The sequence below is a fragment of the Yinghuangia aomiensis genome (assembly GCF_039542225.1).
In the GTDB taxonomy this organism is placed as follows: domain Bacteria; phylum Actinomycetota; class Actinomycetes; order Streptomycetales; family Streptomycetaceae; genus Yinghuangia; species Yinghuangia aomiensis.
Map to the genome: position 1 here is coordinate 159,685 of NZ_BAABHS010000008.1, position 21,927 is coordinate 181,611.

The 21,927-nt window shown below is 71.4% G+C and carries 21 protein-coding genes, 1 tRNA gene and 1 pseudogene; 10 read left to right on the forward strand and 13 right to left on the reverse strand.

Annotated elements, in window-relative coordinates; all coding sequences use genetic code 11:
• Positions 1–23: 23 nt before the first annotated feature.
• The 5 genes from ABEA93_RS13095 to ABEA93_RS13115 all read right to left on the reverse strand — a co-directional run bounded on the left by ABEA93_RS13095 (position 24) and on the right by ABEA93_RS13115 (position 6,784).
• Positions 24–2,720, reverse strand: a complete 2,697-nt coding sequence (locus tag ABEA93_RS13095; RefSeq protein WP_345675639.1) for an NACHT domain-containing protein — start codon at positions 2,718–2,720, stop codon at positions 24–26.
• Between the two features lie 221 nt (positions 2,721–2,941).
• Entirely contained in the window at positions 2,942–3,727 is a 786-nt protein-coding gene (locus tag ABEA93_RS13100) for a VOC family protein (RefSeq protein WP_345675640.1), read from the reverse strand.
• A 91-nt stretch (positions 3,728–3,818) separates the two neighbouring features.
• A complete protein-coding gene (locus ABEA93_RS13105; RefSeq protein ID WP_345675641.1) occupies positions 3,819–5,069 on the reverse strand; it encodes an NAD(P)/FAD-dependent oxidoreductase in 1,251 nt (416 codons plus the stop codon).
• Positions 5,070–5,465: 396 nt separating this feature from the next.
• Positions 5,466–5,999 (reverse strand): DedA family protein, encoded by a 534-nt coding sequence (locus ABEA93_RS13110; RefSeq protein ID WP_345675642.1) that lies wholly within the window; start codon positions 5,997–5,999, stop codon positions 5,466–5,468.
• Positions 5,996–6,784 (reverse strand): class I SAM-dependent methyltransferase, encoded by a 789-nt coding sequence (locus tag ABEA93_RS13115; RefSeq protein ID WP_345675643.1) that lies wholly within the window; start codon positions 6,782–6,784, stop codon positions 5,996–5,998. The genes ABEA93_RS13110 and ABEA93_RS13115 overlap by 4 nt, the downstream gene beginning before the upstream one ends.
• A gap of 100 nt (positions 6,785–6,884) precedes the next feature.
• Here ABEA93_RS13115 and ABEA93_RS13120 point away from each other — a divergent pair, with 100 nt between their 5' ends.
• Both ABEA93_RS13120 and ABEA93_RS13125 read left to right on the forward strand, forming a co-directional pair.
• On the forward strand, positions 6,885–7,547 hold the full coding sequence (locus ABEA93_RS13120; protein ID WP_345675644.1) for a MerR family transcriptional regulator: 663 nt from the start codon (positions 6,885–6,887) through the stop codon (positions 7,545–7,547).
• Between the two features lie 133 nt (positions 7,548–7,680).
• Entirely contained in the window at positions 7,681–8,655 is a 975-nt protein-coding gene (locus tag ABEA93_RS13125; protein ID WP_345675645.1) for an L-threonylcarbamoyladenylate synthase, read from the forward strand.
• 256 nt (positions 8,656–8,911) lie between these two features.
• On the opposite strand, the gene ABEA93_RS13130 is transcribed toward ABEA93_RS13125, so the two are convergent.
• Complete coding sequence (locus tag ABEA93_RS13130) at positions 8,912–10,114, reverse strand: MFS transporter (RefSeq protein WP_345675646.1); 1,203 nt, start codon at positions 10,112–10,114, stop codon at positions 8,912–8,914.
• 92 nt (positions 10,115–10,206) lie between these two features.
• On the opposite strand from ABEA93_RS13130, the gene ABEA93_RS13135 reads away from it, so the two are divergent.
• Positions 10,207–10,812, forward strand: coding sequence for a TetR/AcrR family transcriptional regulator (locus tag ABEA93_RS13135; RefSeq protein ID WP_345675647.1), 606 nt, complete (start codon positions 10,207–10,209; stop codon positions 10,810–10,812).
• A 40-nt stretch (positions 10,813–10,852) separates the two neighbouring features.
• Here ABEA93_RS13135 and ABEA93_RS13140 read toward each other — a convergent pair whose 3' ends face one another.
• Entirely contained in the window at positions 10,853–11,170 is a 318-nt protein-coding gene (locus ABEA93_RS13140; RefSeq protein ID WP_345675648.1) for a YciI family protein, read from the reverse strand.
• Between the two features lie 295 nt (positions 11,171–11,465).
• On the opposite strand from ABEA93_RS13140, the pseudogene ABEA93_RS13145 reads away from it, so the two are divergent.
• A pseudogene (locus tag ABEA93_RS13145) lies at positions 11,466–11,558 on the forward strand (AraC family transcriptional regulator); the annotation flags it as partial.
• Between the two features lie 82 nt (positions 11,559–11,640).
• On the opposite strand, the gene ABEA93_RS13150 reads toward ABEA93_RS13145, so the two are convergent.
• Entirely contained in the window at positions 11,641–12,783 is a 1,143-nt protein-coding gene (locus ABEA93_RS13150; RefSeq protein WP_345675649.1) for a lipid II:glycine glycyltransferase FemX, read from the reverse strand.
• 380 nt (positions 12,784–13,163) lie between these two features.
• On the opposite strand from ABEA93_RS13150, the gene murJ reads away from it, so the two are divergent.
• Positions 13,164–14,729 (forward strand): murein biosynthesis integral membrane protein MurJ, encoded by a 1,566-nt coding sequence (gene murJ / locus ABEA93_RS13155; RefSeq protein ID WP_425584927.1) that lies wholly within the window; start codon positions 13,164–13,166, stop codon positions 14,727–14,729.
• 76 nt (positions 14,730–14,805) lie between these two features.
• On the opposite strand, the gene ABEA93_RS13160 is transcribed toward murJ, so the two are convergent.
• Positions 14,806–15,231 (reverse strand): carboxymuconolactone decarboxylase family protein, encoded by a 426-nt coding sequence (locus ABEA93_RS13160; RefSeq protein WP_345675650.1) that lies wholly within the window; start codon positions 15,229–15,231, stop codon positions 14,806–14,808.
• 111 nt (positions 15,232–15,342) lie between these two features.
• On the opposite strand from ABEA93_RS13160, the gene ABEA93_RS13165 reads away from it, so the two are divergent.
• Positions 15,343–16,263, forward strand: coding sequence for a LysR family transcriptional regulator (locus ABEA93_RS13165; RefSeq protein ID WP_345675651.1), 921 nt, complete (start codon positions 15,343–15,345; stop codon positions 16,261–16,263).
• Positions 16,264–16,437: 174 nt separating this feature from the next.
• Here the strand turns inward: ABEA93_RS13165 and ABEA93_RS13170 are convergent.
• The 3 genes from ABEA93_RS13170 to ABEA93_RS13180 form a co-directional block, all read right to left on the reverse strand.
• Positions 16,438–16,512 (reverse strand) — tRNA-Gly (locus ABEA93_RS13170).
• A gap of 171 nt (positions 16,513–16,683) precedes the next feature.
• Positions 16,684–17,691: an aminoglycoside phosphotransferase family protein gene (locus ABEA93_RS13175; RefSeq protein ID WP_345675652.1), complete on the reverse strand. Its 1,008-nt coding sequence runs from the start codon at positions 17,689–17,691 to the stop codon at positions 16,684–16,686.
• A gap of 342 nt (positions 17,692–18,033) precedes the next feature.
• Positions 18,034–18,822: a polysaccharide deacetylase family protein gene (locus ABEA93_RS13180; protein ID WP_345675653.1), complete on the reverse strand. Its 789-nt coding sequence runs from the start codon at positions 18,820–18,822 to the stop codon at positions 18,034–18,036.
• 272 nt (positions 18,823–19,094) lie between these two features.
• Between ABEA93_RS13180 and ABEA93_RS13185 the strand changes: the two genes are divergently transcribed.
• The 4 genes from ABEA93_RS13185 to ABEA93_RS13200 all read left to right on the forward strand — a co-directional run bounded on the left by ABEA93_RS13185 (position 19,095) and on the right by ABEA93_RS13200 (position 21,405).
• The gene (locus tag ABEA93_RS13185) at positions 19,095–19,370 is read left to right on the forward strand and encodes a hypothetical protein (RefSeq protein WP_345675654.1); all 276 of its coding nucleotides are present in this window, start codon (positions 19,095–19,097) and stop codon (positions 19,368–19,370) included.
• Positions 19,371–19,424: 54 nt separating this feature from the next.
• Entirely contained in the window at positions 19,425–19,679 is a 255-nt protein-coding gene (locus tag ABEA93_RS13190) for a hypothetical protein (RefSeq protein WP_345675655.1), read from the forward strand.
• Positions 19,680–19,904: 225 nt separating this feature from the next.
• The gene (locus ABEA93_RS13195) at positions 19,905–20,741 is read left to right on the forward strand and encodes an SMP-30/gluconolactonase/LRE family protein (protein ID WP_345675656.1); all 837 of its coding nucleotides are present in this window, start codon (positions 19,905–19,907) and stop codon (positions 20,739–20,741) included.
• Positions 20,742–20,895: 154 nt separating this feature from the next.
• Positions 20,896–21,405 (forward strand): nuclear transport factor 2 family protein, encoded by a 510-nt coding sequence (locus tag ABEA93_RS13200; RefSeq protein ID WP_345675657.1) that lies wholly within the window; start codon positions 20,896–20,898, stop codon positions 21,403–21,405.
• 65 nt (positions 21,406–21,470) lie between these two features.
• Here ABEA93_RS13200 and ABEA93_RS13205 read toward each other — a convergent pair whose 3' ends face one another.
• Positions 21,471–21,803, reverse strand: a complete 333-nt coding sequence (locus ABEA93_RS13205) for a CU044_2847 family protein (RefSeq protein WP_345675658.1) — start codon at positions 21,801–21,803, stop codon at positions 21,471–21,473.
• Positions 21,804–21,927 lie beyond the last annotated feature (124 nt).

Consider the following 21,927-nt stretch of genomic DNA (forward strand, 5'->3'; position numbering starts at 1 on the left):
ACCTACCCACCCGGACGGCGGCTTCAGCGCGCGGGTGGCGACGTTGGGGTGGGCTCGAACCCGTGCAGGTACACGGCGATGCCGGAAACAGGCCTCTCCGTGAGGGCGTTCGTCGCTGCCTCGGCCGTGATGCGGGGGAAGTCCACCCGTTCGGAGCGGGGCTGTGGCACGAGAGCGAACGGGATGTCGTCCTGGTGGAGGCCGTCCAGGGGCCGATCGTGCCACCGGACGCTGTATCCGGGCGCGACAAGGTGGACCTGGGTCAAGTCAGGGCAGCGCGCGAGGAGGCGCAGATCCATCGCCCGGAGAGCGGGTACGGTGACGACCACGCCCTTGAGGCCGCTGACACGGCACAGTCGCTCCAGCAGATCGCGGTCGCCGTCCAGTTCGACCCACGGGAGGCAGGGGAGCACTGCCGCAGCGGCGAGCCGGCGCGGGGACGTGATGGCCACCCCGGTCCGCGGTGGGACGCGGCTGAGAACGGATCGCGCATACCCGACGTCGTCGAACGCGTCCCACGCGGCGTAGAAGGCGCGGGAGAGCCGGGGATGCGGGAGGCCGTCCCTCGCCGCCGCCGCGGCGTACCGGGCGAGCACGGCCATCGCGGATTCGCCGCCGATCTCCGCCAGCAGACGGATGATGTGCACCGGCCCGGGGCCGGCCTCCGAGGGCGCACCGAGGCTTTCGGGAAGCAACCCGAGCAGAGGCTGTCCGATCTTGGCGAGCGCGACAGCTTCCTCGGGCGACGCGGGCGGCAGCAACTGCGCAGCGATCCGCGCGACTTCGACACGCAGAGCAGGATCGACGTCCGATGCGTCACCGACCGCTTCGGCTGCGAGCAGGACGAGGTCGGCCCGTACCGATGTCCCCTGCGTAGCGCGGGCCAGCAGCCCGTGGACGAGTCGGTTGCGGTCGTGCTCGAGAGCGAGTCTGACCGCCATGACGAACATCTCGTGCCACTGGTCGTCTTCGCCTGCCCGATTGACGATCTGCCCGAGATCGCGGTGGGCGAGCGCCTGCTTCGCCGCCAGGAACCTCTGGAAGGTCGGATGGACGAAATCGACGCGGCCGACGCCGGGTTCGCACAGGATTCCGGAGCGCAGGAGCAGCATCCGCACCAGGTCGTCCGGGTCCGCCGTCCCGCCGAACGGGCGCGCATAGTGGGCGACGCGTTCCACGGCTTCCTCGAACGTGACTTCCGCATAGCCGTTGCGGGTCATCCAGTAGGCAAGCTCGCCGAGCAGGGCCTTGCGCTGTGCTTCACCGAATCGGACCTCGGCGGACGCGGGGACTCCGCGAACCTCGTCACGGCTCGCGAGAAGCATGGCGATGGCGTCGTCGTACAGGCGGATCCGGTCGTTGGGGAGGGTGAGACGCTGCTCGTGGTGCAAGGTGCAGATCAGCGCGCACAGCAGGGGGTTCGCGGCGAGTCTCCGCAAGTCCCGGTCCAGCAGGAGCCGGTTCAGCAGATCGTGTCGCCGGTTGGCGAGATCGACGGCCCGGTCCGGTCGTTCCTTCGCCACGGCACGGTGCCAGTGGGCGATGAAAGCGCGTTGGTCGGCCGGACCCATCGGTTGAAGCGCCGCTTCGGGTAGTCCGGCGTGCCCGTGCCGGCCTCCGGACAGTGCGGCGGGGCGAGACGCGACGATCATCCGTACACGGGGGTACTCGCCGAGCAACTCCGGGAGCCACACGCCCCAGAAGACGTCGCGCTCGGCGGCCGTCAGCTCGTCGACACCGTCGACCAAGAGGACGGCACGGCCTTCGTCCATCAGCCCGCGGATCCAACCCGGAGGCAGTTCGGCGCGCAGCATCGTCCCGATCTGGTCGAGGAACCGTTCGGGCTCGGGGCCGTTCGTCTCGAAGAAGAAGTGCCGAAGGACGAGGAAGAACGGGACTGCTCCTTCCCAATCCGCCAAGGCTTCCGGAAACCCGTCCCGCGCGGCCCACAGGGCGACTCGCCGCAGCAGCGTGGTCTTGCCGGATCCGGCTTCGCCGGTGACCAGCATGCGGCGTTGGCCGCGGAGCAGATCCTCGATGCGCAGGGGGCGGTCCGAGTCGGGCAGGATCCGGCCCCGGCTGTGCGCTTGGAGGCTCATGTACGCGCTGCCGATCGAGTAGCGGAAGTCACGGTCGCGGAGTCTGACCCCGAACAGCTCCAGCTTGTCCAGACGCTTGGCCACCGCGGAGCAGTACCGCGCTTCGAAGACAGCGAGCGCTTCGTCACCCGGCGCCGAGACGTGCCGTTCGATGCGTTCCAGGCGGGAGAGCTGCTCGATCTCGATGCGTTCCGGGAACTTCGGGTGTTTCGCCACGAATTCGACGACATGGATACACACGAGGACGGAGAGCTGTTCGTACGCGCCGCGGCCGGCGAGCGTGAGTTCACGGTGGGCCGGCAGTTCGGGAGCCGTCGCCCGGAGCCAGGCGGCCAGGCGTTCGGGATCCATGGCGTACCGGAGGGGCAGCCGGGAGTCGACGACGCCTATGCGGTCGAATGCGGCTTTGACGCATTCGGCCGCGGCGGTCCATTCGTGGTCCGCAAGGCCGCGGAACTCGGTCGCGCGGAGTTCCTTGGCTTCGCGGGCGACCTTGTCCACGAGCCTGCCGAACGCCGTGCGGTCGATCTCTTCCTGGTTGAGACGGTGCCGCTGATGGAGTGCGGTCGCCGCGCGCTGCACCACCAGGGCGGCCAGGCGCACGCTTGCCGGATCGGCCATGGACGTTCCCCCGAGGTCGCTCGCCGTCCGTTCCAGCATATGCAGGAGCGGATGCTGCCGCGGCCTCCACGGGATGCTCGCGGCGGGACACTCCGGCCTGGGCGGCGGGCAGGGCCCGGCGACGGCGCGCACGCAGAGCCGCCGCCGGGCCCCGGCCTCACGCCGTGCGGATCATGGCCGGACAAATGCAGGGCAATTCCCACTCCGAAAACAAGTCCCGGTCACTTCGCGGGTGATGCGTCGGTGTCCGTGGCCACGCCGGTCAGGTCACGGATCTCGGCGGCTTGGGCCAGGGCCGTCGCGGCGTTCTCGCGGTCGGTGGGGGAGAGCGTCAGGCGGTCGAGTTCGTCGAGCCGGGCGTGGGCTTGTGCGGGATCGTCCAGGCGCAGGTGGAGTTCGGCGAGGAAGGCCAGGGCTTCGACACGGTCTGCCGGTGTCGCGGTCGGGTCCGGGCGGTCGACCGCGCCGGAGAGGGACTTCGCCGCCTGTGCGACATCACCGCGGGAGTCTGCGGTGACCACGGCGTTGGCGTGGGCGGCGGCGAGCCTGCTGGTGGTGGCCGGTGCGGACTCCGGCTCGGCGCTCGCGTCGGACCCTGCGTCCTGGGGCACGTCGGGCTCGGCGCGGACCACGCGGATCCAGTTCCCGGACGGGTCGATCAGGCTGAACCCGCTCAGTCCGCCGTAGTTCTTCCGGCGCCTGGGGCGCGTGATCCGGGGGAACCCGGCCAGCGGGAGCCGGCCGTACTTCGTGCGCAGGCCCGCGGCGAACGCCTCGAACAGCGGCTCGGTGTCCGGGACGGCGACCAGGCACGAGCCGTAGGAGTCCTCGGCGCGGAAGCCGGCGATGCCGTTGTAGTGGAGTTCGACACTGCCGCGCCGCAAGGCGACGTAAGGGTTCGGCCGGGTCTGCCGGTAGGTGACCTCGAACCCGAGGGCGGTGTGGAAGTCGGTGATCTCGTCGATCGAGGCGCAGGGCAGGATGGGAATCACTCGTGCGTCGGCCATGATCTTGATCCAACCACCGCGCGAAGCATCGTCGCGGCGCGCGACGAGGATCGTGGCGCAACCGCGACGGCGACACGTCCGACGCCCCTGTTCAGGGCTGGTCGCGGAGCAGCTCGCGGGCCGCGCGGGCACCGGAGGCCAGGGCGCCTTGGACGGAGCCCGTGGCGCGGTGGTCCCCGCACAGGTAGCGGCCGGGCGCGATACGGGTGGTGCGCGACAGGGGGAGTCCGGCGGGCATGGCCGGCAGCGCGTCCGTGATGGTGGCGGTGTCGACGAGTTCCCAACCGGCGGTGTCCGCCTGGTAGATGTCCGCCAGCGCGGCCCGCACACGGGCGTGCGCTCCGGGCGGGTCGCCGCCGAGCACCGAGGCCTGCACCAGGTGCGCGCCGGGCGGGGCGTAGGTCGGGGCGATGTTGCTGAGCACGCAGGTGTTCAGGAGCCGCATGCGGGTGTCGGTGATCAGCATCGGCTCGTCGAGGGGCTTGTCCGGTGTGGCGAACTGGTAGGTCGTCACGGTGCGGTACGCCGGAAGTTCCGCGTCCGGTACCAGGCGGGCGGCAGCCGCCGGTCCGGTCGCGACGACGACCGCGCGGGCGCCCAGTTCGGTGCCGTCCACGAGCAGCACGCCCTGCGGGGTCAGGGCCTGGACGGGGGCGTCGGCGATCACCGTGCCGTCCGGCAGCCCGGCGGCCAGCCGGCGGGGGACCGCACCGATCCCGTCGGCGGGAAGGCACAGGCTGCCACGCAGCATGCTGCGCCACACCAGGTGCAGGACCCGCGCCGAGGTGGCCAGGCCGTCCTCGAGGAACACCCCGGACAGGAAAGGCCGGAAGAACCGCGCGACGAAGTCCTCGGTGAACCCCCAGCCCGCCAGCGCTCGGGCGGCCGTGGTGTCCCGGGCGGCCGAGGGAAGGGCCTTGAGGGCGCGTGCGGGCGGCAGGACGGTCCACGCGGACAGCGCGGCCAGCGCGGCCATGTCCCGGGGGCCGACCCCGCCGCGCACCGCGGCCACGGCGTCGTGCCACCGGCGGGTGGGGTCCGCGACCCGGAGCGGACCGCCCGGGCCGTGCGCGAGTACGCCCGGGTAGAACGGCCGCAGCCGCAGCGCACGCAGGTCCAGGCTCCGACGGACCTGCGGATAGGAGGTGTTGAACACCTGGAATCCGCGGTCCAGGACGAATCCGTCGCGGCGTTGCGACCGCATGCGGCCGCCCACCGTCCCGGACGCTTCCAGGACGCGCACGCTCCGGCCCGCCGCGACCAGGTCCGCGGCGCACGCCAGCCCCGCCATGCCCGCGCCGACCACGACGGCGTCCACGCCCGGCTGCATCTTCGGTGCCATCGCCCGTCCTTCTCCCCATTGCCCGCCTCGGTGGACGGCCGCCCACGTCCCGGGCGGTGTGGTCACGCCACGATGTCCCGGGCCTCGTTCATCAACGGACGGATGACGCAGACGCATGGGTACCGGCCCGGAACGGCGGGCGCCGTGACCCCGCAAGCTCGCCGACGGCGATGGTCCGGGCGTCGAACACCGCCGAGGAGTGGTCGGGGTGTTCGTGCGTGCGTCCGTGCGTTCCACCCCGCTCCGTGTCGGTACACGGACACACTCCGGCATGTGCGGGCGCACCGACGGGTGTCGGCGCGGGAACCTCGACAAGTTCACCCGACCGGGCGACCACCGGCCGACTCCGCGTTCCGCACGGCCCACGGCCGCGTCGCGTCGGACTCGGCGCCTGCGTCACCAGGAGACGAGGTGGGACAGCCCGGTGCCGATCGCGGTCGTGGCGGTGCCGATCCAGCGTCCGGCGAGGACGAGGCCCGCGGACCAGGCGACGGCTCCCGGAGCGGCCCAACGAACGAAGTGCGGGTAGCTGGTGGGGCCGAGGCCGACGAGCCGGGGGACGAGCGTCCTCGGTCCGGTGAACCAGCGGGCCGCCGGCACGACCGACGCGGACGGCGTGCGGGACAGTACGCCGGGCAGGCGGTGTACGGCACGGGCCATACGACCGGGCACCCCGTTGCCGGTACGGGCGGCCCGTCGCCCTGCCGCGAAGCCGAGGCTGTCGGCGCACAGCGCGGCCAGGGCGGCGCAGAGAACAGCGCAGGCCGGTGGGACGGCGCCGGACGCGGTGAGGTGTCCGAGGGCCAGCACGGTGGCGGTGCCGGGGACGAACATGCCTGCGAGGCTGACGCCTTCGGCGGCCAGGACGAGTGAGACGAGGGCGTAGGCGAGGGGTGACGGCAACGCGTCCAGCCACGTCGCGGGGTTCACCGGGCCGTCCGGCGGACGGGTTCGGCGGCGAGGTGGTGTACCCAGGCGGGTGGGATGTTGCCGGTCACCAGGGTGCGGTCGACGCCGTACTGGGTGACGAATCCGCGGACGATGTGCCGGGTGAGTGCCAGCCGACGACGTCGGGCGGGGCCGGACACCGCGGCGTGCAGCGTCGGGAGGCCCGCGTAGGCGAAGAAGGACAGGCGTCCGCGCGGGCGCAGTGCGGCGAACAACTGCTCCAGGATCGCTTCGGCCGTGTCCGGGGCGGTGGTGGCGAAGGGCAGGCCGCAGATGACGACGTCGTAGCGGGCTTCGCCGAGGTCGAGGTCTTCGACGCGGCCGGTGAGGACACGTGTCTGCCCCCTCAGGCGGGCCGGGGGTGCGGCCGCCGCGGGAGTGACGGCCGAGGGGAGGGCGGCTGTCGGCCTGTCGGCGAGGGGCGCGCGGTCGCCGAGGTGGTGCACGAGCAGGTCCGCGAAGCGCGGGTTCGCTTCCACGAGGTCGAGCCGGTCGGTGTCGGTCATGGCGTCGGCGATGTGGCGGGTCACCGATCCCGTCCCCGGGCCGACCTCGAGGATGGTCCGCGCCGCGTCCGGAGCGGCACCGCGCACGGCGCGGGTGAGTTCGCGGGCCAAGGCGCGGGAACTGGGGGTGACCGAGCCCGTCGTGTGCCGGTCGCGGCAGAACTCCCGGACGAACGCGAGCGGGTGGGTGCCGCGGCGGAAGGGGCTGGGGGCGGGGACGGCGGATGAGGCGGATGCAGCAGATGAGGCGGAGGGCTTCATGAGTACGGATAGTGATGCTATCCGTTATGGAAAGTCAAGCTATCCATATAATGGGCCCGACGGAGCGGACGAGCGCTCCGACCGCCACAGGGAGAACGCCGTGCGTATCGCCGAACTCAGCCAAACCACCGGCGTGCCCGTCCCGACGATCAAGTACTACGTCCGCGAGGGACTGCTTCCACCCGGAGAGCTGACCAGCCCCAATCAGGCCCAGTACGGTCAGGCGCACGTCCGCCGGCTCAAGCTCGTCCGCTCCCTGATCGAGGTCGGCGGCGTCTCCGTGGCGGCCGTGCGCGACGCGATGCGCAGCATCGACGAACCCGGCACCGACCTCCACACCAAGCTCGGCGCCACCCACTACCTCCTCGGCCCCGCCGCCCCGCTGTCCGTGGGTGCCGAGGACCTCGAACAGGCCCAGGGCGAGGTGGAGACGCTGCTCGCCGATCTGGGCTGGGAGTCCGTCCGCAAGAACCCCGCCGTCGCCGTGCTCGTCCAGGCGCTGGCCACGCTCCACTGGCTCGGACAGGACGGATACGCCGAGCGGCTGGCCTCCTATGCGGACGCGGCGAGGGACGCCGCCCGGACCGACTTCGACGTGCTCGGCACGAGCGACCTTGCCGATGCGGACGCCGTCATCGAGAGCGCGGTCGTCGGCACGGTCCTCGGCGACGTCCTGCTCGCCGCCCTGCGCCGACTCGCCCAGGAGCAGATGTCCGCCGCCGCTTTCCGCCCTTCGGGCCCGGCGTCGGCGCACCCGGAGTAGCGGCAGAAGCACACCTGGGGAGCAACGTTGCCGAAGTCGACGGCGGCGAGGCCTGCGGGTGTCTGCGTCGGGGGGCGGCCGCACGGACCGTGGCCCGGTCCGCCGTGGTCCCCGGCGGACCTAGGATGGCGGGGTGACGGCGAGGACCAGTGACATCGAGAAGGCGGCGGGCGTGCTCCGCGCCGGCGGTCTGGTGGCGTTCCCGACCGAGACGGTCTACGGACTGGGTGCGAACGCCGAGGACCCCGCGGCGGTCGCGCGGATCTACCAGGCCAAGGGGCGCCCGCCCTCGCACCCGCTGATCGTCCACCTCGGCGGCGCGGAGCAGTTGGGCGACTGGGTCGACGGGGTGCCCGAGACGGCGCGGCTGCTGGCGGAGCACTTCTGGCCGGGGCCGCTCACCCTGGTCCTGCGGCGCGGCGGCCGCGTTTCCCCGGCGGCGACCGGCGGTCTGGACACGGTGGCCGTGCGCGTGCCGGACCACCCGGTCGCACGCGCACTGCTGGCGGAGTTCGGCGGTGGCGTGGCGGCCCCGTCCGCGAATCGCTTCGGCTCGATCAGCCCCACCACCGCCGACCACGTCCGAACCGAGCTCGGCGACGCCGTCGACTTCGTGCTGGACGGCGGCCCGTGCGAGGTGGGCGTGGAGTCGACCATCGTCGACGCCACCGGCGACGCTCCCGCCGTGCTGCGGCCCGGCGGGGTCGCGCGCGAGGAACTCGAAGCGGTGCTGGACCGCCCGTTGGCCGTGCACGCCACCAGCAGCGTGCGCGTGCCCGGGCAGCACCCGTCCCACTACGCGCCGCGTGCCCGGCTCGTCCTCGTCGACCCGGAGAAGGTCGTCGTCGAAGCCGAACTCGCGCGGGAGCTGGGGCACCGGGTAGGCGTCCTCCTCCCGCCGGCCTTCGCCGACACCCCGGTCAACGCGCACGCGGTCGTCCCGGTCCCCGACTCGGTGCAGTCCTACGCACAGGGCCTGTACGGCTATCTCCGCGAACTCGACCGGCAAGGCTGCGACCTGATCATCGCCTCGCTGCCGGACGAGGACGGCCTCGGGCTCGCCATCGCCAACCGCCTCGGCCGCGCGGCCGGCCCGCGGCCTGCTTGAGCACGGGTGCCCGCGCGGCTGACGACCGTGGAGGACTTCCACGACCAGGGCCGCTTGAGGATGCCCGTGACCGATGGGAAGTCCTCCGACGGTGCCTTCGATCCCAGCGACGCGATGGAAGCGGTGAGCGACGCGAAGGACCGCCTGAACACCCAAGGCCGGGCTTGGAGACGCGACTCCCGCGCGCAACTCCGGCTGTTCTCGGACCACGACGGTGCGGACACGCATGTCCGGCCGGGCGCTTCGCCGGATTCGGTCAGCGCACGGCGTCGTTGGTGCGGGCGGTCCGGATCGCCAGGGCGGCGAGCAGGGCGCAGGCGCCGCCGAGCCACAGCACGCTCTGCAGCGTCAGCGTGTCGACGATGATGCCGCCGGCCAGCGCGCCACAGCCGATGGACAGGTTGAACACCGCCACCCACAGTGCGGAGGCGGCTTCCACGGCCTCCGGAGCGGCCTTGAGCATCCACGTCTGGAGGCCCACGGACACACCGCCGAAGGCCAGACCCCAGACGATCAGCAGGACGGCGCCGCCGGCGGCGGTCCGGCCCAGCAGCAGGAAGAGGGGCATTGCGGCCGTCATGGCCGCGGCGATGGTCAGGACGCTGCGGTGCACGTGGCGCGAGAGCGCCGCACCGGCGACGAAGTTGCCGATCATGCCGGCGGCACCGAACCCGAACAGCAGCGGACCGACATAGCGCTCGTCGATCCCGGACATCTTCTGCAGTGCCGGGCTCACGAACGTGTAGGCGGCGAAGTGTCCGAACACGAGTAGTGCCGTGGCGATGATGCCGACGCGCACGCCCGGGTTGCGGAGTTGCTCCATCAGCAGCTTGGGCCGGACGGCCTGGGAAGCGACCAGCTTCGGCAGCACCGCGAGCAGGGCGACCAGGGTCACGAGTGCCAGGGCGCTGAGCGACGAGAAGGCGATGCGCCAGCCGGTCAGGTCGCCGACCAGGGTGCCGAGCGGGACACCGAAGACGTTCGCGGCGCCGACGCCGCCGAAGATGACCGCGGTGGCGCGGGGCACGTCCGGGGGCGCGACGAGCCGGACCGCCAGGCCGGCGGCGACCGCCCAGAAGCCGCCGACCGCTATGCCGACCAGCACCCGGGAGCCCACCAGCACCGCGAAGTTCGGTGCCAGGGCGGAGCCCAGGTTCGCGACGGTCATCAGGGCCATCAGCCCGAGCAGCAGGACGCGGCGGTCCAGCGACCCGACGAGCATCGGGACCAGCGGTGCCGCGAACCCGGCGACGATGCCGGGCACCGTCACCATGAGCCCTGCCGTCCCCTCGGAGACCGACAGCGCGGACCCCACGGAGGTCAGCAGGCCGATCGGCAGTTGCTCGGCGGTCACCAGCAGGAAGGTGCCCAGCGTCACGGCGGAGACCGCCGTCCAGCGGCTCTTGGCCGGGGTTTCCGGTTGCCGTGTCCGAGTGGGGGTCTGCTCTGTGGTCGTCAACGGGTCCTCCTCCACAAGTTCGGGAGCGATCGCTCCCGAATGGGGAGGCTAGTATGGGAGCGAACGCTCCACAAGTTGGATAGGGTGAATCCATGGCACGTCCCAGGCAGTTCGACGAGGAGAACGCGGTCGGTTCGGCGACCGGGCTGTTCTGGCGGCGCGGTTACCACGCCACCTCGGTGCGCGACCTGGGCGACGAGCTGAAGCTCACGCCCAGCAGCCTGTACCGGACGTTCACCGACAAGCACACGCTGTTCCTTCGCGCGCTCGACCACTACCGGGCCACCGAGTCCGTCGAGGCGCGCCGGCGGCTGGACGCAACGGACCGCCCGGTCCGGGACGTGCTGCGGGAATGGATGCGGTGGCTGGTCACCTGCCCGGCCGACGGCGAGCCCGGCCGCGGCTGCTTCGTGGTCAATACCGCAACCGAACTGGGCACCACCGACGATCAGGTCCAGCAGCGGACCGAGGCCGCATTCGAGGTCACGCGCCAGGCCTTGCGCACGGTCCTGGCCGAGGGGCGCGATCGCGGCGAGCTGTCCGAGGACCTCGACACCGACGCCGCCGCCGAGCTGCTGTTCACCACGGTTCTCGGCCTACGGGTACGGGAACGCGCCGGCCACGACCTCCAGCGCCTGACCGTCGCCATCGATCTCGCGATCCGGGGGCTGGGGCCAACACCCCCGGGACCTGCCTGATGGCGTGGAACCGGCGGAACCGGTCCGGGCTGTCGACCTCTCAGTCCGTTCCCGCGGCGGTCATGCCGAGAAATGACGGGCCCACGGCGCAAGGGCGGATGTCGACGCGTTCCCAGACGTTGCCGGTCACGTAGGGCTCGACCGCGTACCAGGCGTCCAGCTCGTCACGACTCGGGAAGTCGAGGACCAGCATGGATCCGGTCATCCGACGCTCGTCGTCGAGGATCGCCGTGCCGAACAGCATGCGCCCGGCGGCGACCATCTCATCGCCGAGCTTGATGTGCGCCTCGCGAGCCGCGAGACGCCGTCCCGCCGCCCCCTCGTCGACGCCGTCGAAGGCGATCAACAAGAACTGCACCTGAATCCTCCTCCGTACAACCGGCTGCCGGAACCACGGCCTGCGTTGGCCCACGGAATCCTTCCAGCACCGAACGGCGGCCGCTGCCCGAAGCCTCGATCGCGCCGCATGTTCACGCGCAACGGCCACTGTCCAGAGCGTTCCGGGCCGATGGCGGACCTTGTGCCCGATCGCCTGCTCGGGGCGGTAGCGCGGCGACGAGCAGGGCGCCGAATGCCACGCAGACCGCGCCCACGGTGAGGCCGCGCGAGTAGCCCATGACGGCCAAGGTGGCCACCCCGACGGCGCCGCCTATCACGCCGTGGGGTACGCCACGGCGAGCGCGTTCCTGGCCGCCTTCCGCCGCACGGTCGGCACCACGCCCCGGCGCTACCTGCACAATCGTTGAACTGCCGCGGTGCGCAGGACTGTTCCCAGGCCTGGGGGAACGGAGCGGCCGACGGGCACCGGCCGGCGCCCGCATCGCCGGCTCACCGGACACGGGCCATGTACACCTGAAACGCCTTGTGCAGTGCCGCGTTCAGTCCGAACTCCCATTCGCCGACGTTCTCCACGACGTGTCCGCCGGTGCCGAGCTTCCACCGCAACACCCCGAACCTGGGATCGCCGGGGTCGATGACCGGGCTGACCATGCGCATGTCGTAGACGGGCAGGCCGCGCGCGTGGGCGTCGCGGATCATGTGCCACTGGAGCGCGTGGCTCGGGCGCACGTCGCGGCCGTCGTCGGCCGACGCGCCGGTCTGGTACCAGACCCTGCTCGCGGTGGCGACCATGGTGTGCGCGGCGAGCAAGCGGCCGTTGTGGCGGGCGAGATAGAGCTTCATACGGCCGGGTTCCTCCGCGTTGAGGACCCGGTGCTGGCGGGCGTAGTAGTCCAGTGTGCGGCCGAGCCGAAAGCCGTTGCGGGCCTCGGTGGTGCGCAGCAGGTCGAAGAACCCGGGCAGGTCGGCCGGGCCGCCGATGCCCGTTTCGACGCCTTCGCGCTCGGCTTTGGTGAGGGCGCGGCGCCATTCCTGGTTCATGCCAAGGCGGATGTCGTCGAGGCTGCGGCCGCGGAGGGGCAGGTGGAAGACATGGCGCGGCTGTGCGTCGTCTCCGCCGCTCGATGCCGCGGCGCGCCAGCCAAGGCCGTGCAGCCGGGCGGCGACGGTGGCGCCGACCGGGTCTATGGCATCGGGAGTGACCTGGTCGAGATGGACCAGGCCCTGCTTGACGGCGGTCTTGACGGTGGAGCCGGACCAGATGCGGTGGGCCGGTGCCGGGCCCATGCGTACCGTGAACACGCTCTGCCCACGCAGGTGCGCGAGAAGCGGATCCAGCCACCGTTCCAGGTCGTGGTCCGACCAGTCGATCACCGGACCTTCGGGCAGATAGGCGAACCACATGGGCAGTCTCGGCACTTTGCGGTAGAGCACCAAAGCCGCGCCGACGACAATGCCCCGCGCGTCGAACCAGCCGAGGTTCTCACTGCGCCATTCGGCCTTCACATCAGCCCACGCGGGGTACTGGAGAAACGCCGCATCGGGCCGCGTTCCCAGGAACGCGAGATGTGTCGGGCGGTCGATCGGCAGAACCGTGAGCGTGCGTGTGGGCGTACGCACCGACGTAGCCATATCCCATCCCTCCGTCGCGTCCGGCAGGTCGGACACCTATCCGACGCCGCGTCGCAACGTCGGCGTTGCTCCGTTCCGCCGACGGAAATTTCGCCCCGGCGATGTGCAACGAACCGCCGGCGTCATGACGTCAGAGAAGGCGGACAGGTGCGCCCCACGACGTTCGGGAAGGGCCGGGAACAGGGCCGGAGACAGCCTGTGAAAAGCCGACCACGGGCGAAGGGAGCCCCATGCCGACCGCCGCGGGAACGGCTGTTCGGGAACACGCGGCAGGGACCCCGGAGCCCCGGCGACGTGTCGCGCGGCGCGGTCGAAAGTCACTGGTCGGCGGCGGCGTAAGCCTTGCGGCCGGCTCGGTGGTGTCCCGTCTGACGGGGTTCGTGCGCAGCGCGATTGTCGTCGCGGCTCTGGGCACGGGCTTGTTCGCGGACGGCTACAACGTGGCAAATACCGTGCCGAACATCCTCTATATCCTGCTCGTCGGCGGCGCACTCAATTCGGTGCTGGTGCCGCAACTCGTGCGCGCCGCCCGCAGAGACCCCGACGGCGGGGTGGCTTACACCGACCGCTTGGTGACTGCCGTGTGCACCCTGCTTTTGGTGCTGACCACAATCACGGTGGTGTGTGCCCCGTGGATCGTGAGCGCTTACGCGCATTTCGAGGGTGCGCAGCGGAACATCACCGTGACACTCGCGCGCTATTGCCTGCCGCAGATCTTCTTCTACGGCGCGTTCGCGTTGTTGAGCGAAGTCCTCAATGCGCGCGGCAAGTCCGGGCCGCCCGCGTGGACGCCGATTCTGAACAACATCGTGGTGATCGCGGTGTTCGCGGCGTACCTGGCCGTTGCGCGCGGAGCGGACGACGCGGGCGACGTCACCCCGGACCAACTGCGGTTGCTGGGCATCGGGACCACGCTGGGCATCGTCGTGCAGGCGTCGACACTGCTGCCCTATGTGCGCGAGGCCGGCGTGCGGCTGCGCCCGCGCTTCGACTGGCGTGGACACGGCCTCGGCGCGCCGCTGCGGATGGCGGGGTGGGCGGTCGCGATGGTGGGCGTGTCACAGCTCGCGTACTGGCTGACGACCCGCCTTGCGGCGACGGTTTCCGAGCGTGCGGCCCGTGACGGGATCGGGCACGGCGTCGGATACACCGCTTACGCGAACGCCCAATTGCTGTGGATCGTGCCGCACGGGGTGGTCACGGTGTCGCTGGCGACGATGCTCATGCCGAGGGTCAGCCGGGCGGCGGCGGACGGGGAACTGGAGGCGGTGCGGGCGTACATCGCGCGGGGCCTGCGCTTCAACGCGGCTGCGGTCGTGCCCTGCGCGTTCGTATTCCTCGCGCTCGGCCCGCAGATCACCGCGGTCGTGTTCCAGCACGGCGCGACGGATGCGGCAGACACACGGGCGATGGGGCTGATGCTGTGCGCCTTCGCACCCGGTCTCATCGCCTACTCGGCGGGCTACCTGATCCAGCGCGGCCTGTACGCCGTGCAGGACGCCCGCGCGCCGTTCTGGGCGAACGTGGCCATGGCGGCGACGTGTTCGGCATTGTCGGTCGGCGCGTACCTGACGCTCCCGCTGAGGTGGTCGGTCACGGCGATGGCGGCGGCGTACAGCCTGTCCCAGGTGGTGGGCCTGGTCTGGATGGCGGCGGTGCTGCGGCGCCGCCTCGGGCATTTGGACTCCGCATCGGTGATCCGCACGCACCTGGCCCTGGGGACCGCGTCGGCGATGGCCGCCGCCGGTTCGTGGGTACTGGCGGCGATCTGCGTCCGGGAGCTGGGCGACGGCCCGGTGGGTGCGACGGTCGCGCTCGGCCTCGGCGCCGCCGTCTTCGCGGCATTGGCCGGGCCGGTGGTGCTCCCGACGCTCAAGGCACCGCGGCGGGCGCCGACCCGGCCCGCGCGGCAGACCACGCGGGCACCCGGCCGCCATCGGGGCTGACGCGGACGGCGAAGGCCTCGTGGCCGGTGACCACGTCCCAGGCCACGAGGCCTTCGCACAGACCTGTCCGGCGACGTCAGGCGATGTTGGAGACGGGGAGCAGACCGCGGTCCGCGAACACCTTCTTCGCCACCAGCGTGGCGTTGATCGCGCGCGGCATCCCGCAGTACACCGCCGAGTGCAGCAGCGCCTCCGATATCTCCACCGGCGTCAGGCCCACGTTCAACGCGGCGTTGATGTGGACGTCCAGCTCGATCTCGCAGCCGCCCAGCGCCGTCAGCACGCCCAGGGTCACCAGCTGGCGTTCGCGCGCCACCAACTCGGGGCGGGCGTACATGTCGCCGAACGCCCAGGCGACCACCTGGTGCCCCAGCTCCGGCGAGACGTCCGCCAGCGTGTCGACGATCCGCTGTCCGGCCTCGCCGTCGACCTTCAGCAGGACGTCCATGCCCCGGGTGTAGCGGTCGGCGCGGGAGACGGCGGGGGTGTGGGTGGTGGTCATGGGGTGTTCCTCCGAGTCGTGTCCGGGTGATGGACCCAGGTTCTCCCGGCCACGCGCCGACACTGCCCATTAGGCTTGGAAATGTTCTTGTTCCATGCTCCGGAGGCATTGATGCTTGACCTGCGACTCCTCGGCTACCTCGTGGCCGTCGCCGAGGAGGGCGGAGTGAGCGGCGCCGCACGGCGCCTCGGCCTCACCCAGCCCACCCTCAGCCGTCAGCTCCGGGACCTCGAACGGCGCCTGGACGTCGAACTGTTCGAGCGCGACGGCCGCAACCTCACGCCCACCGCCGCGGGAGCTGCGCTCGTCCGCCGGGCCACCGCGCTGCTCGCGCAAGCCGACGCCGCGATCGAAGACGTCCGGCTCGCGGCCGAAGGCCGCAGCGGGCACCTCACGGTGGCCTTCGCCGGCTCGGGCATCAACGGCGCCCTGGGCGCGGCGCTGGGCCGCGTACGCCGCGAACTGCCCCGAGTGGCCCTGCGCCTGGAGGAGAGCTTCAGCGATGCCGAGATGTCCCAGGGGGTGCTGGACGGCCGCTTCGACATCGCGGTCCAGCGCCTGCCCCTGCGCGACGCGCGCCTGGCGGCCGAGGAGTGGTGGCACGAGCCCCTGACCTTCTTCCTCCCCGAAGGCCATCCCCTCGCCCACCGCCCCGGCCCGGCCCCGCCGGAGGACCTGGGCCGGATCCCGCTCGTGCTGTGGCCCAGGGACGTGTCTCCTCAGTCCCACGACGAGATCCTCACCCTGTGCGCCCAGGCGGGGGTCGTCCCACGGATCGGCGCGGAAGGACGCAGTGTGCAAACCGTCCTGGCCCTGGTCGCCGCCGGTTTCGGCGGGGCGGTCATGTCACAGTCGCACCGGGCGCTGCGCCGCATCGGCGTCGTCCCACGCGACCTGGCGGGCACCCGCACCACCCTGCACCTCGTCCGGCGTGCCGCGGACCACAATCCGCTGGTCACCCGCTTCCGCGACGTGCTGGCCGACGCCGCCGGCCGCCGGACACAGCCCCAGCCAACCGGAGACACGGGCTGACCACGGCCGCCGGATCGCGGGCCCGCCCTGTGGCGCAGCCCGCCAGGACACGGAGACGTGCAGCGGGCGCCGGGGTTCCCGCCGCGAAGCCCGCGCACCCGGCTGGAGCCGCGCAGGAGACGCGCCGGGAACGGCGATGTCCCCGGCGGCAGGGCGGCCGCCGGGGACATCGCGTGGAGCGCCGGCCTGGGTTTGAACCAGGACCTCCCGCCCGGAAGACGGGTGTGCTTGCGGTTGCACCACCGGCGCGTGACGGTCGGATGCGCCGCTGCGCAGGACACCCGGCCGATAACGACGACTCTACATCACTCTTCGTAAGGATGCATCACGTAATGTGACCGTAGGGTTGTCTGGGGTATGAGCCCGGCGCTCCGACGCGCCGAGGAACGCTGCACGCCGAACGAGCCGGGCGGGTGGCGTCTATCCGGAGAACACCTCGTGGTCGGCCGCGGCGGTACCCAGGCGTTGGAGGAGGACGCTGGTGATCGCGGGGTCGACTTTGAGGGTGATGCCCCAGAGGAAGAAGCCGTGGATGATGCCTTCGCGCATGCCGAGCCAGGCGTCGTCCCAGGTCGGGGCCGGGACGCCGGCAGCGGCCAACTGGTCGAGGTAGTGGCGTAGCAAGTCCTTTTCGGTGCGCCGCCGGTCCTCGACCGTGAGCACGGACGCGATGTGGTAGGCGACGTCCAGGTACCAGGGTCCGCGTTGGACGAGCTGCCAGTCCACGAATGCGGGGCGTCCGTCGCCGTCGAGGAAGAGGTTGCCGACGTGCGTGTCGCCGTGGATCACGGTGGCCGGTGAAGCGTCCGCGGTGCGCGCATGGACGTCGAGATAGGCGGAGAACAGCCGATCGGCGTCGCGTACTTCGTCGGGGACCCCGGCGCCGATGGCGCTTTCGAAGTTGCTGCGGATCTCGGGGACTCCTCGTCGGCGCGCGTATTCGTCGAGCCGCGGAGCCAGCCATGGTGCGTGGTCGGTCACGAAGTCCGCGCCCCATGCGGACGCGTGCAGCAGGGCGAGCTGGGTCAGGCTCTCGGCGGCAAGGTCCGGTGTGAAGTCGCTGCCGGCGTCCAGGAACTCCGCGCCCCGGCACAGCACATCCTCGGTGATGACCACGCCGTGCTCGGTCTCGGCGTCGACGTCGGCATATACGCTGCGCAGCGTGCGCACGCCGGAGCGCGCGGCCAGGTGGCGGTAGAAGGAGACTTCGTGGAATCCGGCCTGGCGGAGCGGCCATCCGGTGTCGGAGAAGTACCCCTTGACCCACAGGTTCGGCGACAGGCCGTCGGGTACGCCGTCTCGGCATTCGATGGTGAACGAGGCGTTCGTCGCCACGCGGCTCACCACGGGGCCTGGGTGCACGGCGGTCACCTCGATGCCCGGGAACCGCGGGGCGAGGGCTGCGCTGAGCCAGTCGGGCGTCAGCACATCGGAGAGTGTCCGGGGAACGGGAGGGAGCTGGAGCGCGGGCATGAAAGACGCCTCTCGCTAAGATCACAGCATGATGGTTGGATCTTAGCGATCTGCGGGAAGTCGTGGTAGAGGCTGCCTCTTGTCTCCGCGGGCAGTCGCCGCCGGGTGATATCGCTGGGCGGACGGCGGAAGGCGGTCAGACCGAGCTGACCAGTTCGTAGCCGCCGCCCCGCATCTCCGTGCACAGCTCGCGGCACGCTCCGAAGTGCTCGGCGCATTCCGGCTCGCTCTGCCAGGCCGCGCGACTCGGGGTCGCGCCACCCGGCGAACGAGCGGAAATGGTCCGGAGGGTGCGCGTCACCAAGGTGCGGCGACGGCGTTGTGGGTTTGGCCCGGCCAGGCCTCGATGGTGGTGCTGGACGGCACCACCTTCCCGGTGCACAGTCCCCGGTCCGCGAGGCCCTTGACGATCGCCGGAATCGCGGCGGCGGTCGCCGGGTATCCCTCGTGCAGCAGGATGACGCCGCCGGGCTGGACGGCGAGTGCGTTGCGGGTGATCTCGTCCGCGGGGATGCCCTTGTAGTCGAAGGAATCGGTGGTCCAGAGGACTTCGGTCATTCCGAGCCGGCGGGCATCGTCGCGGATCTGCGCATTGGTGCGGCCGAACGGCGGCCGGAACAGAGTCGGTGCGGAACCGGCCGCCGACTTGACGATCTGATTGGTGCCGAGCAGCTCGTTGAAGGCTTTCGGCTCGCCCTCTTGGTCGAGGTATGGATGCGAGTACGAGTGGTTGCCGACCGCGTGGCCGGCCTCCACCAAGGCGCGCACAGTGCCCGGGTCCTTCTCGGCGTGGGCACCGGTCAGGAAGAACGTCGCGCGGGTGTTTCCGGCGGCGGCGAGGGCCTGGACGTACGCGGACGTCATCGGCGTCGGCCCGTCGTCGAATGTGAGGGCGACATACCCGGCCGCGCACCGGTCCGGGCCGGGGGGCGCCGCGGCGGCTGCCGAAGCCGACGGCGGCTTGGGCGCGTCGGCGGCTTTGTCGGACGAGGCACATGCCGAGAGGGACGGGACGGCTGCGAGGATGCCGGCACCGATCAGGGCGGTGCCTATCCGGCGGCGGGGTACGGACCGCTTGACTGCCACGGTTCACCTTCTCGGCTCGTTCTCGGCTCGTTCTCGGCTCGGCGATCGGTGGGAAGCGGCATGGAGACGTTCGGAAGACCGCGACCCGGCGCCGTGGGTTTTCGCTCCTCGGCGCAAAGCCGAGGCGCCCCGCCCGAAGATGCATGATCATCTTGGATCTCCTGCCGGTTTGCAAAACCGGAAATCACCGCACCGGAATCCCCGGCGAATCCCGCACGACCCACGCGGCATTTCGGCGGCAGCCAGGTCGACCGAGAAACGTCCGACTCCCGTTGGTCGTCGGCGTACCGGCGCCCAGCTCCGACGCTGTCGCGGCCTACGTTGCCGAGCTGGACGCGCTCGACCCGGCCATCGTGGCGGGGCGCTCCACGGCGGTGTCCCTGATGGTCAACGGCTTGGGCATCTGCCAGGCACTGGCCGCCAACCGCGACCCGCAGCACCCCCTCGTCGAGACGATGCCGAGTTTCGGCAACGAGCAGATCGAACTGACCCGCGAGCAGGGCACCCGGGTCGTCGACGCGATCCGGCGCACCCTCCGCGTGGGGTAGCGTCCGGGTCGGGCGAGGGGGACACGGCAGTGGGCTTTTGGGGTGGGTTGGTTGTTGTCCGCTGTGCGAGGCTACGCCGCCCAAGGACCCCCGCTGCCGGGTGGGCCGGACGCGGGCGCCGGGGAACGCGAATGGTCCGCCTGGATCGACGCGCGGCTTCCGGCGCACGCCGACGACCTCGCCGCTTGGGCCGACGCCGCGGACTTGACCGGTGACCGCGAGCAGGTCCTGGCGGTGATGCGGGGCCACCACCGGTGTGCGGAAGACCGCTTCCTGGGACTCCTCGCCGCCTTGGGAATTCCGGTCTGAAGGAACGCCGTCGTCGGGAACGCCTGAAGATCAAGAAGATCACTGCCCGTTTCGCGGCCGTCGCCGCGCTCGTGGGTGCCGCTTGAAATCCGTGGGGGTGTGCGGTGGGATGCGAAAACCATCCTGTGCCGCGGTGATCGCGGCGTCGGCGGCGGGTCAGGCGGTCTGCGTTCGGCCGCGCACCAGGCGGATGCAGTCCACGGATGCCCGCGGCAGGGGAGGGACATGACACGAAGCAGCGTGCACGCCGGGGAACTGCTGGCCGGCCTGACGTTTCCCGAGGCGCCACGGTGGTGGGATGACCGGTTGTGGTTCTCGGACTTCCACACGCATACCGTGCGTTCGGTCGGTGAAGACGGCGTCGGGCGCGTCGAGCTCACCCTCGCCGGTCCGCCCAGCGGCCTGGGCCGGCTGCCCGACGGCGGCCTGCTCGTGGTCGACATGCACGGGCGGCGCGTCCTGCGCCACGGGCCCGGGGGACTCGTCACGCATGGCGACTTCTCGGCGCACGCGGGTGGCGACGGCAACGACATGGTGGTTGCCGCCGACGGCACGGCGTACGTCGGCAACTTCGGGTTCGACCCGTACGCCGGCGAACCGCCCGCCCCTGCGGCGCTGTTCCGGATCAGTCCGGCGGGGAACGTCTCCACTGCCGCCGACGGGCTCATGTTCCCCAACGGGGCCGTGATCGTCGACGCAGGACGCACCCTCGTGGTCGCCGAGACCTACGCGGGCCGTCTGACCGCCTTCACCATCGGCCCGGACGGCGAGCTGACCGAGCGCCGCATCTGGGCGGAGCTGCCCGACGGGCTGCGCCCCGACGGAATCGCCGCCGATCCGGGCGGCGGCATCTGGGTCGCGTGCCTGACGCCCGAGGTACTGCGCCTGACGGACGGCGGCGCAGTCACCCACCGCGTCGTCTGCGCGGGACGGGCCCTCGCCTGCGCGGTCGGCGGCCCCGACGACGTCCGCCTCTTCGTGTGCACGACCGAGCACATGAACACCGCAGAAACCCTCCGCGCCCGCAGCGGCCGCATCGAGGTGGCCGACATCCGCGTGTGACGTCCGGCGGCAATCGGACGTCGCGTCCGGGCTCGACGCCGTCCGGCCGTTCAGGGCGCCGCGGACCACACATGTTCCGGCACGTCCGGGACGCGCCGGACACGACGTCCGATTGCCGCCGGTATCCCGCGTGCCGGACCGCCACGATGGCCTGATGACCCAAGAAAACCCGACCCACCCGAGCCAGGCCGCAGCAGCGGGGACCGGCACACCCACGGGTGGGCAGGCACGCGGCGACGCGTTGGCCGTGCTGGAGAAGTTCTATGCCGCCGAAGCGGACTACATCGCCGCCGGAGGCCTCGGCAAAGCGAGCTTCGACGAACTCGCGGCGTGCCTCGATCCCGACGTGGTGATGTACCAGGCGCCCGGGCTTCCTTACGGGGGCACGTGGCGCGGGCCGCGCGGCATCGAGGAGTTCATGGCCGCGATGAGTGAGGCGTGGCAGTCGCTGGAGTTCGTGGAGCAGAAATTCGTGGTCGACGGAGACAGCGTCGCGGTGTTCAACCGGGGCCGCCTGCAGGCCCGCGCCACCGGTCGGATCCTCGACACCGCGGTCATGCAGCTGATCACCGTCGAACGCGGGCTCATCACCGAGATCCACCCGTTCTACTGGGACACCATCGCCGTTGCCGAGGCGTTGGGGGTGAAGCAGGAGCGCCGGTGACGGGACGGCCGCCCGCGGTTCGTGATCTCTCGTGCGCGAGCCGAGGCGGCCCCGGAGGAGTGCCGTCACACGGTCGGCGACCCCGCGCGGCGCCACGTCAGCTGGACCTGGATGTGGCCCTGCACCCCGGTCCGTGCCAGGACCGCGCCGACCTCGGCGTCCAATTGGATGCCGAACTCCAGGGTGACCTCGTCCGGTTGCTGCGCGAGGGTGCTCATCTGCCGCAACGTCGCCGCCGCGGCGTTCCGCACCCCGTCGAGCGCGGCGTCGAACGATCCGGCCGCCCGCCGCACCACGTCCCCGGCGCTTGCCGCCGCGACCACCCCCGGACCGGCATGGTCCACCTGCGCGACGACACTCCCGCCGTCCTCCAGCTCGAAACGCAGCAACTCGGCCACGACAGCGCCCCCTTCACGTCCGACCAACGGAGGCCCACGCTAGCGAACCCCCCCCGCCGCCCGCTGAACACGTCATGAAATGCCTTGAAATGAAGGTGAGGTCAGTGGTGGTGACAGCCATCTC